This window comes from Burkholderia sp. AW33-5 (assembly GCF_053427615.1).
Window position 1 is genome coordinate 217,202 of sequence record NZ_JBSAXA010000006.1, and the last position, 14,744, is coordinate 231,945.

General features: G+C 71.0%; 14 protein-coding genes. 4 read left to right on the plus strand and 10 right to left on the minus strand.

Annotated features, from left to right (window positions below):
- Positions 1–332 precede the first annotated feature (332 nt).
- From phaP to ACV22V_RS13895, 4 genes are all read left to right on the plus strand, one after another.
- The gene (phaP, locus tag ACV22V_RS13880) at positions 333–914 is read left to right on the plus strand and encodes a TIGR01841 family phasin (protein ID WP_059526067.1); all 582 of its coding nucleotides are present in this window, start codon (positions 333–335) and stop codon (positions 912–914) included.
- 262 nt (positions 915–1,176) lie between these two features.
- Positions 1,177–2,358 (plus strand): acetyl-CoA C-acetyltransferase, encoded by a 1,182-nt coding sequence (locus ACV22V_RS13885; RefSeq protein ID WP_107938165.1) that lies wholly within the window; start codon positions 1,177–1,179, stop codon positions 2,356–2,358.
- 214 nt (positions 2,359–2,572) lie between these two features.
- Positions 2,573–3,316: an acetoacetyl-CoA reductase gene (gene phbB / locus ACV22V_RS13890; RefSeq protein WP_175910603.1), complete on the plus strand. Its 744-nt coding sequence runs from the start codon at positions 2,573–2,575 to the stop codon at positions 3,314–3,316.
- 199 nt (positions 3,317–3,515) lie between these two features.
- Positions 3,516–3,716 (plus strand): hypothetical protein, encoded by a 201-nt coding sequence (locus ACV22V_RS13895; RefSeq protein ID WP_448014215.1) that lies wholly within the window; start codon positions 3,516–3,518, stop codon positions 3,714–3,716.
- An 87-nt stretch (positions 3,717–3,803) separates the two neighbouring features.
- Here ACV22V_RS13895 and ACV22V_RS13900 read toward each other — a convergent pair whose 3' ends face one another.
- From ACV22V_RS13900 to ACV22V_RS13945, 10 genes are all read right to left on the minus strand, one after another.
- A complete protein-coding gene (locus ACV22V_RS13900; protein ID WP_059447900.1) occupies positions 3,804–4,097 on the minus strand; it encodes a hypothetical protein in 294 nt (97 codons plus the stop codon).
- 22 nt (positions 4,098–4,119) lie between these two features.
- Entirely contained in the window at positions 4,120–4,656 is a 537-nt protein-coding gene (locus tag ACV22V_RS13905) for a hotdog family protein (RefSeq protein ID WP_448014217.1), read from the minus strand.
- Positions 4,653–5,471 carry a beta-ketoacyl synthase chain length factor gene (locus ACV22V_RS13910; protein WP_448014219.1) on the minus strand — a complete coding sequence of 273 codons (819 nt, stop codon included), beginning with the start codon at positions 5,469–5,471 and terminating at the stop codon, positions 4,653–4,655. The genes ACV22V_RS13905 and ACV22V_RS13910 overlap by 4 nt, the downstream gene beginning before the upstream one ends.
- The gene (locus ACV22V_RS13915) at positions 5,468–6,691 is read right to left on the minus strand and encodes a beta-ketoacyl-[acyl-carrier-protein] synthase family protein (protein WP_059528271.1); all 1,224 of its coding nucleotides are present in this window, start codon (positions 6,689–6,691) and stop codon (positions 5,468–5,470) included. The genes ACV22V_RS13910 and ACV22V_RS13915 overlap by 4 nt, the downstream gene beginning before the upstream one ends.
- A 63-nt stretch (positions 6,692–6,754) precedes the next feature.
- Positions 6,755–7,639 (minus strand): polysaccharide deacetylase family protein, encoded by an 885-nt coding sequence (locus tag ACV22V_RS13920; RefSeq protein ID WP_448014221.1) that lies wholly within the window; start codon positions 7,637–7,639, stop codon positions 6,755–6,757.
- Positions 7,636–10,113 carry an MMPL family transporter gene (locus tag ACV22V_RS13925; protein ID WP_448014223.1) on the minus strand — a complete coding sequence of 826 codons (2,478 nt, stop codon included), beginning with the start codon at positions 10,111–10,113 and terminating at the stop codon, positions 7,636–7,638. The genes ACV22V_RS13920 and ACV22V_RS13925 overlap by 4 nt, the downstream gene beginning before the upstream one ends.
- Entirely contained in the window at positions 10,113–10,757 is a 645-nt protein-coding gene (locus ACV22V_RS13930; protein WP_059690669.1) for an outer membrane lipoprotein carrier protein LolA, read from the minus strand. Before ACV22V_RS13930 ends, ACV22V_RS13925 begins: the two co-directional genes overlap by 1 nt.
- The gene (locus tag ACV22V_RS13935) at positions 10,754–11,728 is read right to left on the minus strand and encodes an LpxL/LpxP family acyltransferase (protein WP_448014225.1); all 975 of its coding nucleotides are present in this window, start codon (positions 11,726–11,728) and stop codon (positions 10,754–10,756) included. Before ACV22V_RS13935 ends, ACV22V_RS13930 begins: the two co-directional genes overlap by 4 nt.
- Complete coding sequence (locus ACV22V_RS13940) at positions 11,725–13,485, minus strand: AMP-binding protein (protein ID WP_448014260.1); 1,761 nt, start codon at positions 13,483–13,485, stop codon at positions 11,725–11,727. Before ACV22V_RS13940 ends, ACV22V_RS13935 begins: the two co-directional genes overlap by 4 nt.
- A gap of 65 nt (positions 13,486–13,550) precedes the next feature.
- A complete protein-coding gene (locus tag ACV22V_RS13945) occupies positions 13,551–14,195 on the minus strand; it encodes a hypothetical protein (RefSeq protein ID WP_448014227.1) in 645 nt (214 codons plus the stop codon).
- Positions 14,196–14,744: the final 549 nt, after the last annotated feature.

Here is a 14,744-nt window from a genome sequence, read left to right on the forward strand (position 1 = left end):
CGCCCTTTTTCTAATAACGGGAATAATGACGGGGTAAATGTTGCGGGCAGCTACGGTGGGTTATCCTGTAAAAAGGTAAAAATCATTGCTGGACAAGGCGTTGCGACACGACCCTATTACGAACGCGCTCTGTCGTGGAGCGGGCGCTTCGGCTGCTAAGGGTTTTCACCTAGCATTAATGCAATTTAATTGACAATTAATCCATCTAAAATGGCCATCCTCAACTCTTCGCAGTCAATCGTGTCCGAGGGTTGTGAATAAGGAAGCAGGCCCTCGATCTGCCTTCCATTTTCTTTACGTCGTCTCTCGCATTGCCAACAGGAGCGTGCCCGATGTCCGTATTTGCCCCCGAAAAATTCGCCGCCGATTATCAGTCCGGAATCGCCGCGTGGTTCGCGATTGCCCGTCCGGCAATCAATGGTTTCGAGGCAGTCGTCGAACTCAACCTGCAAGCGGCCAAGACGGCGCTCGAGGAATACGAGGACAAGCTGAAGAACGCGTTCAACGCGAGCAACCCGGCGGCAGGCTTCGCGCAGCAAGTCGCCGCGCCGCAGGAAGCCGCCGGCAAGGCCGTCGCATACGGTCGTCATCTGTTCGATATCGCGGTGTCGACGCAGGCCGAGTGGGCGAAGGTTGCCCAGGCTCAGTACGAACAGAACGACAAGCGCGTGAAGGAAGTGGTCGGCGAGCTGACGAAGCATGCGCCGGCGGGTTCGGGCGCCGTGGTCGCCGCGCTGAACTCGGCGCTGTCCGCGGCGACGGCCGCGGCCGACTCCGTGCGTGCAGCGACGGGGCAGGCGATCGAGGCCGCACAAAGCGGTTTCGACGCGGTCAGCGAAACGACGGCCCGCGGTGCCAAGCAGACCGCCGCCGCCGCTCGCAAGGAAGCCGCTTCGCGCGAATCGGCTGCATGAGCGCGTGTCGCGCGCAGGCGCGACACTAGACACTAATTGAGCGGCGCCGGCGGGCGCCGGCCGCCGCGTGTGCCGCGCGGCGGTCGGCGTACGTCCGGTTCGCCGCCGCGTGCCCGGACGCGGTCGAGGCGGGCGGATGCGCGGCGCGCATGCGCGCGAGCGTGCAACCGCATCGCCGGCCGCATGGCGCTCGCGCGCCGCCGCCGCGCCGTACCGGCGCGCAATACGGATCGACCCACTGATTTCAATGCAGGAAGAGAACATGACGGACGTAGTGATCGTATCGGCCGCGCGGACCGCGGTCGGCAAATTCGGCGGCTCGCTCGCGAAGATCGCGGCACCGGAGCTGGGCGCGACGGTGATTCGCGCGGTGCTGGAGCGTTCGGGCGTGAAGCCCGAGCAGGTGAGCGAAGTGATCATGGGCCAGGTGCTGGCGGCGGGTTCGGGGCAGAACCCGGCGCGCCAGTCGCTGATCAAGGCCGGCCTGCCGAACGCGGTGCCGGGCATGACGATCAACAAGGTGTGCGGCTCGGGCCTGAAGGCGGTGATGCTGGCGGCGAACGCGATCGTGGCGGGCGACGCGGACATCGTGATCGCCGGCGGCCAGGAAAACATGAGCGCGGCGCCGCACGTGCTGCCGGGCTCGCGCGACGGGTTCCGGATGGGCGACGCGAAGCTGGTCGACACGATGATCGTCGACGGCCTGTGGGACGTGTACAACCAGTACCACATGGGCATCACGGCGGAGAACGTCGCGAAGGAATACGGGATCACGCGCGAGGAGCAGGACGCGTTCGCGGCGCTGTCGCAGAACAAGGCGGAGGCCGCGCAGAAGGCCGGCCGCTTCGATGCGGAGATCGTGCCGGTGTCGATTCCGCAGCGCAAGGGCGAGCCGCTGCAGTTCGCGACCGACGAGTTCGTGCGTCACGGCGTGACGGCGGAATCGCTGGCGGGGCTGAAGCCGGCGTTCTCGAAGGACGGCTCGGTGACGGCGGCGAACGCGTCGGGGCTGAACGACGGCGCGGCGGCGGTGCTGGTGATGTCGGCGCAGAAGGCGGCGGCGCTCGGCCTGACGCCGCTTGCACGGATCAAGGCATACGCGAACGCGGGCGTGGATCCGAGCGTGATGGGCATGGGTCCGGTGCCGGCATCGCGCCGCTGCCTGGAGCGAGCGGGCTGGACGCCGGGCGACCTGGACCTGATGGAAATCAACGAGGCCTTCGCGGCGCAGGCGCTGGCGGTGCACAAGCAGATGGGCTGGGACACGTCGAAGGTGAACGTGAACGGCGGTGCGATCGCGATCGGTCACCCGATCGGCGCGTCGGGCTGCCGGATCCTGGTGACGCTGCTGCACGAGATGGTCAAGCGCGATGCGAAGCGCGGGCTGGCGTCGCTGTGCATCGGCGGCGGGATGGGCGTCGCGCTTGCGGTCGAACGCGATTGAGCCAGATCTGACGATATTGCACGCGGGCGGCGCCGGCCAGCACCGCACGCGTGCGCAGCAACCTTCGCGCGGAACAAGCAGCCAACAACAAGCGTGAAGTTCCGGTGCGCCGTGCCCGCCTCGCGGGCGCCAGCGCATCGCAGCGGTGGGGCAACAGCATGTGCCATGCCGTCGCTCCGCATCATTGACTACTTTTTTGTCGGTAATTCATAGGATGACTAAGCGAATTGCAGTTGTGACTGGTGGAATGGGCGGCCTCGGCGAAGCGATCAGCATCCGGTTGAACGATGCGGGCCACCGGGTCGTCGTCACGTATTCGCCGAACAACGCGGGCGCCGATCGCTGGCTGACGGAAATGCATGCGGCCGGCCGCGAATTCCATGCGTATCCGGTGGACGTGGCCGATCACGATTCGTGCCAGCAGTGCATCGACAAGATCGCCCGGGACGTCGGCCCGGTCGACATCCTGGTGAACAACGCGGGCATCACGCGCGACATGACGCTGCGCAAGCTCGACAAGGTCAACTGGGATGCGGTGATCCGCACCAACCTCGATTCCGTGTTCAACATGACGAAGCCGGTCTGCGACGGCATGGTCGAGCGCGGCTGGGGACGCATCGTCAACATCTCGTCAGTCAACGGCTCGAAGGGCTCGGTCGGCCAGACCAACTACGCGGCCGCGAAGGCCGGCATGCACGGCTTCACGAAATCGCTCGCGCTCGAGATCGCGCGCAAGGGCGTGACGGTGAATACGGTATCGCCGGGCTATCTCGCGACGAAGATGGTGACGGCGATCCCGCAGGACATCCTCGATACGAAGATCCTTCCGCAGATTCCGGCGGGACGGCTCGGTCGACCCGAGGAAGTCGCGGCGCTGATCGCGTTTCTGTGCTCGGAGGAGGCCGGCTTCGTGACGGGCTCCAACATCGCGATCAACGGCGGCCAGCACATGCACTGACGCGCGGCGGCCCGGGCGGCGTTCGCGCGCGCGTCCGGGCCGTGCTCCCGCTGTATCCAGCGCCGGGGCGACGCGCCAAGCGCGCGGTGACGGATCACGGACGCAGGTTCGCCGCGCATGCGACGGCCCGTGTGCGCCCGCGCTCCGGCCACCGCGTCGCGGCACGCGCGCCGCACCGGCCTCGCATTCCGGAGGAGGCATGGGTGACACCTGGATGGGACTCGCGATCGGCGGCTCGGCACTGGCCGTCGCACTGACGATGGCGATCGCGCTTCACTGGCTCGAGCGGCGCCGCGCGCGGCTGCTGCGCAACTTCGATCATCGCGATTGCTGGCTCGTCGCGTACGGCAAGTGCTTCGCGCGCGGGCCGGCGCGTCGCACGCGCAGCGGCACGCGTTGACGGCGGCGGTGCGGCAACGGCGCGTTCGCGCGTCGTGCCGCATCGCGCGCATTCGTGTGCCGCGCGCGGTGCGCGGGACGCCCACGCTCAATCGCTGCTTTTCGCCGAGCCTTCGCCCGAATCGTTCTTGTGGAAGATCCGCTTCGTCGTGCGCTTGGTGGCATCCCAGCCCTCGCGCGACGCATGCGCGATGCCGTGGCCGACCGTCTTCGCGGCGCTCGCGGTCGCGTGGCCGAAGCTGCGCGCGGCCTCGCCGGTCTTGTGCGCGGCTTCCTTCGAATCGCGCTTGATGTCCTGCTTCACTTCCGACATGTCCGCGTGCGCGATCGGGCTGATCAGCGCGAGAACAAACGCGGTGCAAATGAACTGACGTGCTTTCACGACCTGGTTTCCTTGGGGCTAGTCATCGAGGGTCCGCGCGGCCGGCAGGCGGCGGAACGAGTACGCCGGCCGCCGATGCATCGAGCATCACCGCGGCGCGGCCGCCGAGCAGCACGCGCTCGCCGCAGCGCAGCGTGAAGCCGTACAGCACGGAGCGGTCGTCGCCGCCGATGCGCTCGGCGTCGACGGTCAGCGGCAGCTCGAACGTGTCGAGCCGATCGACGAACGCGTCGACGTTGCGCACGCTCGCCAGATAGCCGGCGCGCGGCCGCGCGGGTTCCGTCTGCGCGTGTTGCGCACCGACCAGCGCGCCATGCACGGCCATCGCCTGTGCCGCGTATTCGATTCCGCAGACCGATGCGAGCCGGCCGCGCGAGCGCAGCGGGTTGTGCGGATCGCGATGGCTCGTCGCGCTGCAGCGGATCCGCACGGCATCCCATGCTTCGACGCGATCGAGCAAGCACATCGCGCCGTCGTGCGGAATGTGCGCGGCGATCCATGCGCGATCGAGCGTGGCCGTCGTCGGCGCAGGCATCGGCGTCGCGGCGGGCGTCGTCATGGCGCGTGCTCCGCCGTGGGATCCGCCGGCGCGATATCGACCTGCACGCGCGCGTCTTCCAGATAATCGAGCACGACACTTGCCGTGCGCCGCGCGGCGAGCGCGTCGAGCAGCGGCAGTGCGCGCGCGGCCGGATTGCCGGTGCGCAGCGCGTCGAGTTCGGGGTTCGCGAGCGTCGTCGCCGGCGCGTCGGTGAGCTGCACGTCGATGCGCGCGAGCGTGCGTTCGCTCGCGTCGGGCGCGAGCACGAGCGCGACGCCGAATGCGTCGACGATCGGACGTACCGCGCGCAGCGGCTCCGGATAGTCGGTGTCGTAGGCGATCAGCAGGCTCGGCACGCGATCGACCGCGACCTGGCACAGGCTCTCGAGCAGGCCCGCGGCAAAGCTGCCGTCGTGTGCGCACAGCACGTTCGACGTCGCCATTGCGCGGGTCGCGATGCTCCAGTAGCCGGCCGGCGCGTTGTGCACGGAGTTGTGAAAGCGCGTGGGCGACAGGTGACGATCGTCGCCGGCGAGGGTCTCGCAGATCGCGTGGCAGTTCTGGCCGTCGCCGCCGGACGCGCTGAACACGGTCGCGAGCGTGGCGGCATCGCGCCCGCTCGCGGCCGCCGCCTCGAGGCCGACCGCCAGCGCGACGCGCACGACGGGGCCGGTGCGGCGGCGTTCCGCCGGCGGCAGGCTGGCGGGCGGCGGCAGCACGGTGCGCGTGCTCGCATAGGCCGCGCGGCCCGCGAGCACGTCGGCCGCGTGCGGCCAGTCGTTCAGTCCCGGCCCGACGAGGCCGACGCTTTCGATGAAGGCGGTGAGGGTCATGTCGGCTCCCCGCGGCGGGCATGCTCGGCACGGCCGAGGATCAGGCTGCAGTTCGTGCCGCCGAATCCGAACGAATTCGACAGGACCGCGCGCACGCGGGCCTCGCGGCTCGCGAGCACGTAGTCGGCGGCCAGCGCCGGGTCGGGTTGCGTCGTGTTGACGCCGGCCGGCACGAACTGCTCGCGCAGCGCGAGCGCGGCGACGACCGCTTCGAGCGCGCCGGCCGCGCCGAGCGTGTGACCGGTCGCCCCCTTCGTCGAGCTGCACGGCGTGCGCGTGAGCAGCGCGCCCACGGCGCGGCTTTCGGCGGCATCGTTGCTGGGCGTCGCGGTGCCGTGCAGGTTCACGTAGTCGATGTCGCCTGCAGCGAGGCCGGCGGAGGCGAGCGCCTGTTCGATCGCGAGCCGGGCACCGAGCCCTTCCGGATGCGGCGACGACATGTGATGCGCATCGCTCGATTCGCCGACGCCGAGCAGCAGGATCGCGTCGTCGTCGAGCGCGGCGCGTGTATCCGGCACGCGTTCGAGCAGCGCGAACGCAGCCGCTTCGCCGATCGAGATGCCGTCGCGCGCGACGTCGAACGGCCGGCACGGCCGGCGCGACAGCAGTTCGAGCGAATTGAAGCCGTACAGCGTCGTCAGGCACAGCGAATCGACGCCGCCGACGACGGCCGCGTCGATCAGCCCCGCTTCGATCATCCGTCGCGCGGAGCCGAATACCTTCGCGCCGGACGAACACGCGGACGAGATCGCCATCGCCGGCCCGCGCAGCGCGAAATACGCGCGCACGAACGCGGCCGGCGAATACGGGTTGTGCGTGTGCGCATAGCGGAAGCCGGCGGGCAGCGCGCCGCTCGCCGGATCGCGTTGCGCGTATGCGCGCTCGGTTTCGAGGATGCCGGACGTGCTCGTGCCGATGAACACGCCGACGCGCGCGGCGCCATGGCGCGCCACGGCCGCCGCGACGCGCGCGTCGAAGCCGTCCTGGACGAGGCCGAGTTGCGCGAGGCGGTTGTTGCGGCAGTCGAAGTCGGCGAGATCCGTGCGCACGGGATGCGTATCGACACCGTCCACGGCGCCGATCCAGGTGTCGAGATCGGCGCGTTCGAAATCGCACGGCGTGAGCCCGCCGCGTGCGTTGCGCAGCGCGTCGAGGGTCGCATCGAGGCCGCTGCCGATGCAACTGGTGGCGGTGAAGTGCGAGAGCAGGAGAGGTTTCACGAGGGTCGTATCCGGTGGCCGGAACGGGCGCCGCAGCGGGGCTGGCGGGCGCGCCGGGCATGGTCAGATTTTATCAAACGGGGGTGCCGGCATGCCCGGCAGGCCGGGCGGTTCGGGCGCGAGCGCGGCGCGCAGCGTGGTCCAGTGCAGCTGCGCATCGGCGGCCGCGCGCAGCAGCGCCGGCAGCACGTCGAGCACGACCGGTTCGCCGCGCGCGTCGCGTGCCGCGTGGCCGTCGTGCACGAGCAGGATGTCGCGCGGCGCCAGTCCGTCGAGCAGGCGGCGCGTGACGATGTCCGCGTCGCGCGCGCGCGTGTCGAAGCCGCGGCGCGTCCAGCTGGCGAGCTGCAGGCCGAGCTCGCACAGCACCGGCTCGAGAAACGGATTGCGCAGGCCGGCCGGCGCGCGGAAGAAGCGCGGGCGCGTGCCGGCGATCTCGGTCAGCGTCTGCTGCGCGGCCGCGATTTCGCGCCGCAGCGCGGCGGGCCCCGACAGCGAGAACGTATGCCGGTGCCGCTGGCTGTGATTCTCGACCGCATGGCCGCGCGCGACGATCGCTTCGATCCACTTCGGATGGCGGCGCGCGAGATCGCCGATGCAGAAGAACGTCGCGCGCGCATCGTGACGATCGAGCAGGTCGAGCACGCGCGGCGTGACGTCGGGGTCCGGGCCGTCGTCGATCGTCAGCGCGATCCGGCGGCCGGCGCCGGCCGGCAGGCGCGTCCAGTTCGGTCCGAGCAGCGCGCTGCGCGGCCACAGGCCGGCGGCGGTCAGCGCGAGATGCGACGCGACCACGCCGCCGGCGGCCCACGGCCACGCAGCCGGTTGCGCGACGACCGCCGCGAGCGCACCCGCGTGCAACGCCGCGGCGCCCGCGATCAGCGGCGTCGGTTTCCAGCGGCGCGCATCGCCGGGCAGCCCAGGTGGAATGGACGACGGCGCGTTCATGCGCGGGCTCCTGTCAGGTCGGGACGAGCGTTGCTCGTCGCCGCGGCGCGCGGCGCGAGAATGGCCGCGAACGCGAGCGCGAGCATCGCGCCGGGGCCGACGGTCAGCCCGAAGGTTTCGAGCAGCGGCACGCGCGACAGCGCGAGCAGGCCGAAGCCGGCGACCGTCGCGAGGTTCGCGATCAGCAGCGACACGAGCGTGTACGGCGTGACCGGTTGCACGTCGTCGCGCTTGCAGAAGAACAGCGCATAGTTCGAGCCGACCGCGACGATCAGCAGCATCCCGACGAGATGCAGGATGGTCAGCGGCACGCCGGCGAGCGCGAAGCCGGCCGTCACCACCAGCACGGCCGCGACCAGCGGCGCGAGCGCGCGCACGACGCGGCGCGGCGAGCGCAGCGCGATCAGCAGCAGCACGGCGATCGCCGCGAAACCCGCGAGCGACAGCCGGATGTCCTCGTGCACATAGTTCACGTACAGGCGGTCGGCCTCGGCCTTCATGTCGACGAACAGCGCATCGGGCACGCCGGCGCGCGCGACGGCCGCGCGGATCGGCGCGGCATCGAGCGCCGACGCCGCCGAAGCTGAGCGTGCGGCATCCGGCGCGCGCAGCGGCAACATCGCGCTCCAGCGGCCCGCGCGCTCGGTCAGCAGTGCGTCGACGGCGAGCGCCATCGACGTGCCGCGCAGGTCCGCGCGCGTGATCGGCGGCGCGTGGCGTGCGGCTTCGACATCGGCGATGAACGGTGCGAACAGCTCGGGCCGCACCGAGATCGGCTGGTTCGCGACGGCCGCACGCATGCGCGCGGCGAGCACGTCCGCGTCCGGCAGGCTCGCCTGGCGTGCGCGCTGCGCGGCGTCGCTCGGCAGGTAGCGCGCGGGACTTTCGAAGCCCGCTAGCGTGCCGCGATCGACGAGCGGCTGCAATTGCGCGGCGACCTGTTCCGCGCGTTCGAGCGCGGTCTGTTCGGTCGGCGCGGAAATCACGACGAGGTAGCGCACGTCCGGCGCGCCGACATCGGCGCGCAGGCGTGCGTCGAGGGCCTGCGCGCGGGCGGGAACGGGGCTCAGCGCCGCAAGCTCGCGGCTCCACAGGCCGTCGCGATGCAGCACGAGCGTCGCGCACGCGGCGAGCACGAGCACGGCGAGCGGCCAGCGCAGTCGCGGCGCCGCAGCGGCCGCACGCGCGAGCACCGCGCCGACGCGCGACACGTCGCGAATCGCGACGTGCTCGCCGCGCAGGTGAGGCAGCACGAAGCGCGTGACGAGCGCGGCGGCCGTCAGCCCGGCGATCGAGTACAGCCCGAGCTGCACGAGGCCCGGAAAACCGGAGAACAGCATCGACGCGAAGCCGCACACGGACGTCAGCACGCCGAGCCGGATCGTCGGCCAGTACGCGGCGAGCCATGCGCGCGTCGCGTCGGCGGGCCGCGCGGTGCCGCGCGCGCCGACTTGCGCCGATTGCACGAACAGGTAGATCGAATAGTCGACGGCTTCGCCGATCAGCGTCGTGCCGAAGCCGAGCGTCAGCCCGTGGACCGTGCCGAACGCGACGCTGACCGCCGCGATGCCGGCCGCGATGCCCGTCAACACCGGCAGCAGCCCCAGCGCGAGCGTGCGCGGCGAGCGGTACAGCGTCAGCAGCAGCGCGACGATCAGCGCGACGCTCGCCGTCGACAGCCGCTCGACGTCGCGCCGGATCGTGTCGCGCGTGTCGACCGAGAACACGCCGGGGCCGGTCATCGCGAGCGTGTACGCGGCGCGGTTCGGCAGCGCCTGCGTCGCGGCGGAGAACGCGCGACGCACCGCGTCGATCGCGCGCGCCTGCGCGTCGGTGTCGGAGCCGGCGGCGGCCGTCTGCACGACCAGCACCGCGCGCGTGCCGTCGCGCGACGCCCACACGCCGTCGCGCATCGCGGGCTGCGCGCCGCTGTCGAGCTGGTCGACGAGCGCGGTCACTTCGCCGGTCGGGTCGCGCGGCAACATCGCCTTCGCGACGAGACCCGCCGACGAGCTCAGCAGGTCGAGGCTGTCGCCGAGCGCCTGGTGCAGGCCGTCCGCGCTGAAGCGTTGCGGCGAGACGGCCGGGCTCAGCAGGTAACGATGGTCGAACACGAATTGCCGGTCGCGCGCGTCGTTGACGGCTTCGCCGTTGTTGATCGCCGAGAATTGCCGGTCGGCGCGCAGCGTGCCGGCGACGCGCCGCGACAGCGCGGCGCGCGTGGCCGCATCGCCGCCGTCGATCGCGACGAGGATCAGCCGCGACACGATGCCGTCACGCAGTTGATCGACGAGCACGCGCTGCCCGGCGCTCGGCGCGCGCGGCAGGAACGCGGACAGGTCGGCCGTGAAATTCGCGCGGGCGATCGCGATCCCGCACGCGGCGAGCGCGAGCAGCCACACGAGCACGGCCCGCTGCCGCCACGCGGACGGGCGGTGCGCGACGGGGGCGGTCGGTCGCGTGCGCTCGTCCATCACTTCGCCGGGACGGGTTGCAGGCGCATCGTCGAATGGTCGCCGTCGGCCTGCTGGATCGCGACGCTGCGCAACACGTCGCGCGAGCCTTCGAGCGTGATCGTGCTGACGACCTTCAGCATCCGCGAATCGAGCGGCGTGAGCATCAGCGTCCAGTCGTCGCCGCGACCGGCGAGCGCGACCTTGTAAACCTGCTCGAGCGCGTAGCGATTGCCGGCGAGCGTCGCGCGGATGCTGTCGATGAACGCGCCGAGCTCCGGATAGCGCGCGAGCGCGAGCGTGTATTTGCGGTTGTTGCGCTCGACGGTGAGCATGTCGCCGTCGACGACGAGATGTTCGGGCTTCGGACTGAGCGTGTGCTTCTCGAGGTGGTCGGGCGCGACGAACACGAGTTCGCCCGACGATTCGAGCGGTTGCGCGGCGATCGACAGCGACTTCGTTTCGGTGAACGTCGCGCGTCCGGACTTGTGCTGCGCGAGCGTCGACATCAGCCGGTCGAGGGTCCACGCCGAACCGGTGTCGGCCGCGTGCGCGGGCAGCGCGAGCGCGACGGCGGCCGCGATGGCGAACGTGCGCGCCGAGCGGCGCAGCGCCGGCGCGGACGGCAGCGGGAGCAGCGACAGGAAGCGGAGAACGGCGGTCATGCGTCGGAATCCCTCGTGGCGGACAGGCCGGCGCACGCGCGCGCATCGTCGCGGCGCGCGGCGGCCGTGCCGGTCTGCCAGAAATCGAAATAGTTGAACCAGTTGTACGGGGCCGCGCGGCAATACTTGTCGAGCAGCGCGACGTAGCGCGCGAGCGCCGCGTCGACGGCCGCCGCGCGCGCGTCGCGGCGCACGTCGGAGAAATCGGCGAGTGTCTCGAAGTGCACGTCGTAGCGGTTGCCGTCGCGATAGAGGCCCGTCATGAACAGCACCGGGCGCCGCAGCATCGCGGCCATGTACAGCGGCCCGAGCGGAAACGCGGCCGGTGCGCCGAGCAGCGGCAGCCGCCGCAGCGAGGTTGCCGCATCGTCGAGCAGCGTGCGGTCGGCGAGCATGCCGACCATGCAGTTCGCGTCGAGACGCTCGCGCACCTTCAGCATCGAGTCGACCTGCCCGAGCGGAATCACTTCCGGTTTCGCGGCCGGGTTCACGGCGGCGAGCGTCGCGTTGATCTTGCGCGCGTTCTCTTCGAACATCGTGACGACGACGCTCAGGTCCGGACGCGTGCGGCCGATCGCGCGCACGACCTCGAAGCTGCCGAGGTGCGCGCCCATCAGGAATGCGCCGCGCCCGCCCGCGAGCGCGTCGTCGACCTGCGTTTCGCCATGCAGCCGGATGTCGAACAGGTCGAAGCGGCCGTTCATCAGGTAGATGCGGTCGTGGATCGTCGCGGCGAACGTGAACACGTGCCGATACACGTCGCGCCAGCGCGCGGGACGGCCGAGCGCGCGGCGCAGATAGTCGCGCGACGCCGAGCAGGCCGCCGGCGAGAACAGCACGAAATAGGTCGCGATGGCGTGCAGCACGACACGCGACGGCTGCCGGCCGAACCGCAGCGAGATCCAGGTCATCGCGCGCAGCAACGCCGCGTTGCTGCGTTCCTGGCGCTCGGCCCACGCGGTGCGCTTCATGGCCGTGCACCGTCCTGCGCGGCGGCCGGCGCGGACAGCACGCCGGTGGCGACGTCGCGTGCGCCGGCGCGCAGCGTGAAGCGGATCGCGCCGCCGGCCGCCGCATCGAACGCGAGATCGAGCGGCTCGCCGGGCGCGACCGGGCTGAGGAATTTCGCGGAAGCCAGCCGCCACGTGTGCAGCGGGCGGTTCAGCGACGCGCCGAGCGCGGCGATCGCGTGATCGAGCAGCACGACGCCCGGCACGATCGGATGACCGGGGAAATGACCGGGCAGCGCCGGGTGATCGGCGGGAATCGTGAACGCGAGCGGCGCATCCGTCTCGGCGTGCGCGTTCGCATCGGCCACCGCGGCGCGCGTGTGCCGTGCGACGAGCGCGGCGAGCACGTCGCGCGGCAGCTTGCCCGTTTCGTTGCGCGGCAAGGCGTCGACGAACACGAGCGGACGCGGCATGAAGGCGGGATCGATCCGTTCGCGCAGCGCGCGCTGCAGGTCGGCCGCGGCGAGCGTCGGCGCGACCACGAGCGCGACGAGCCGCGTGACCGGTTCGCGGGTTGCATCGGCGTCGGCTGGTGCGGCGTCGTCCGGCATGAAGAACACGCCGTCGACGACGTCGGCGATCGCGTTCAGTTGGTGATTCAGATAGGCGAGCGACGTGCGCTTGCCCGCGATGTTGACGAGGTCCGCCTTGCGGCCGTGCAGCAGGAACCGGCCGTCGCCGAGCAGTTCGAGCGCGTCGCCCATCGGCACGGGGGTTTCGACGTGTCCGCCCGACGCCCACACGGTCGGGCCGCTGTCGTCGCCCGCGGCGTCGCGGCCCGGCCCGTCCTGTGCCGCGCGCGCGTCGAGGCGGATGCCGGGGAACAGCTGCCACGTCGCGCCTTGCGACGTGCGGCGTGTCGCGATCTGGCCGGTCTCGGTGCTGCCGTAGATCTCGACGAGCGGCGCATCGAGCGCGGCCTCGGCTTCGCACGCGAGCTTTTCCGACAGCGGCGCGGTGGCCGACAGCACGAGCGCGGCCGGCGGCAGCGCATGGCCGGCCGACAGCAGCGCGCGCAGGTGAATCGGCGATGTGACGAGCACGCGCGGCTGCGGGATCGCGGCGAGTTCGTCGCGAATGTCGACGGGGTAGAACGGCTGGCGGTTGCTGAATGCGAGGCCGCCGATCAGCGCGAGCAGCACCGTCGACTCGAAGCCGTACATGTGTTGCGCGGGCACGGTGCCGATCAGCGTGGCCGCGCGGCCGTCGAGCAGGCCGAGGCGGTCGGCCGCCGCGCGCACGCAGCCGACCAGGAAGCCCCAGGTCTTGCGGTGCGGCACCGGCGCGCCGGTCGAGCCGGACGTGAACACGTACGCCATGATGCGCGACGCGTCGATCCGCGGCACCGCGAACGGCGCGTCGTCGAGGCGGTCGCCGGGTGCGGCGTCCGGATAGGCGAAGCGCGGCAGGTCGATCGCGCAGTCCGGCGCGTCGTGCAGACAGAACGCGTCCGGTGCGAACGACGCGAGCTGGCGCACCATCTCCGGCGTGTGCGTCGACGGCAGCAGGCTGATCCTGCCGGCGACGAGCGCCGCGCACAGGCTGACCGCGAACCGGTAGCGATCGCGGCACACGTTGAACACGTGACCGCCGGCGGGCAGTGCGGCGGCCACGCGCGCGACGTCGGCGACGAACGCGCGCACGCTGACGGGCGTGCCGTCGCGCCAGGCGATCGTCTGGTCCGGCGAGGAATGGAACACCAGCGGGTAAGTCGGCATAAATCGGCTGAAGCGGGAGACGGTGGCCGGCGCGGCCGCGATGCGGCGCCGCGCCGGCCATGAATTCATCGTGACGGCTGCGTCGACGCGCGGTATGCGCGCACCGCGTCGACCATCCGCGGCCGCGCGTCGTGCGGCAATGCGAAGCGCCGGCACGCATGCTCGGCCGCGAACATCACGGCGACGAGCGGCAGCGACAGGTAGTTCGCGAACGTCGACCACGCGACGATCGGCGCGGTCGCGAACAGCAGCGTCGACACGGCTGCGATCGCGACGAAGAACAGCGTCCATGCGAGCGTGATGCGCCGCGTGTAGCGCGCGACGGCCGGCGAGATCGTGCCGTGGATCATCGTCGCGAAGCGCGTGCACAGCGGCACCTGGCCGGCCGCGAGCGTGCGGCCGAACAGCAGCGCCATCGCGAGGTTGAAGCTCGCGTGCTCCAGATACAGGCCCCATTCGAAATGGCGCGCGAGCGGGGGGCGCGCGGCCCACAGCGCGGCGGCGGCGAGCAGCCACGCCGGCACGAGCCATGCCCGCTTCGGCGAGCGCAGCGCTGCGCCGAGCGCGAGCAGCAGCGGCGGCACGAGCGCCATCGCGAGGCCGAAGCCGTGCGCGCCGGGTGTCGCGGCCGCATAGTGCGCGCCGATCTGGTACGCCGCCACCGCAGCGACCGCGCCGAAGCCGCGTGCGATGCCGAGCGGCGAGCTCATCGCGGCGCTCCGTGCGCGCGGCGCGTGCGCGCATTGCCGTCGTCCGTCGCGGCACGGCGGCGGACGGGCGGGCAAACCGGGGCGAGGCGAATGGACGGGCGCGGCATGGCTGCTGGAAACATCGGGCGGATCGGGGGGCCGGACGCGTTCGTCGGGCCGTCAAACATCATATGAATGGTGGCCGGGACGCGTGTCCCGGCCGGCTGTCATGCACGCACATTTTAGGGCCGCGGCGCGGCGGTTCGAGGTCGGCGCAGCCGGGTTTTGTAACCGAATGTATGGCAGCGAACTGAACCTTTCGCGGCGGCGATTCATTTCCGCCCGAAGCGGCTCAAGCGTCTGCTGCGATCGGGTCCCGAAACCGGCGGCGGCGGGGGCCTTCAGTCTGTAACCATTCCCCGTATACGTGCCGATACCCATCGTCTAGAATCCGCGTAACTTTTACAAACGACCCCCAATAACGCAGGCGGGGAAGCCGGCAGACGCCGGAGGGACGGAGATTGGCGCGCGCTTCGCACGCGCCGGGCGTGCACGATGATTGCCGTTTCC

Coding starts and splice junctions, on each gene's coding strand:
- phaP (WP_059526067.1), top strand. CDS start 333: ATGTCCGTATTTGCCCCCGAAAAATTCGCCGCCGATTATCAGTCCGGA.
- ACV22V_RS13885 (WP_107938165.1), top strand. CDS start 1,177: ATGACGGACGTAGTGATCGTATCGGCCGCGCGGACCGCGGTCGGCAAA.
- phbB (WP_175910603.1), top strand. CDS start 2,573: ATGACTAAGCGAATTGCAGTTGTGACTGGTGGAATGGGCGGCCTCGGC.
- ACV22V_RS13895 (WP_448014215.1), top strand. CDS start 3,516: ATGGGTGACACCTGGATGGGACTCGCGATCGGCGGCTCGGCACTGGCC.
- ACV22V_RS13905 (WP_448014217.1), bottom strand. CDS start 4,656: ATGACGACGCCCGCCGCGACGCCGATGCCTGCGCCGACGACGGCCACG.
- ACV22V_RS13910 (WP_448014219.1), bottom strand. CDS start 5,471: ATGACCCTCACCGCCTTCATCGAAAGCGTCGGCCTCGTCGGGCCGGGA.
- ACV22V_RS13920 (WP_448014221.1), bottom strand. CDS start 7,639: ATGAACGCGCCGTCGTCCATTCCACCTGGGCTGCCCGGCGATGCGCGC.
- ACV22V_RS13925 (WP_448014223.1), bottom strand. CDS start 10,113: ATGGACGAGCGCACGCGACCGACCGCCCCCGTCGCGCACCGCCCGTCC.
- ACV22V_RS13930 (WP_059690669.1), bottom strand. CDS start 10,757: ATGACCGCCGTTCTCCGCTTCCTGTCGCTGCTCCCGCTGCCGTCCGCG.
- ACV22V_RS13935 (WP_448014225.1), bottom strand. CDS start 11,728: ATGAAGCGCACCGCGTGGGCCGAGCGCCAGGAACGCAGCAACGCGGCG.
- ACV22V_RS13940 (WP_448014260.1), bottom strand. CDS start 13,485: ATGCCGACTTACCCGCTGGTGTTCCATTCCTCGCCGGACCAGACGATC.
- ACV22V_RS13945 (WP_448014227.1), bottom strand. CDS start 14,195: ATGAGCTCGCCGCTCGGCATCGCACGCGGCTTCGGCGCGGTCGCTGCG.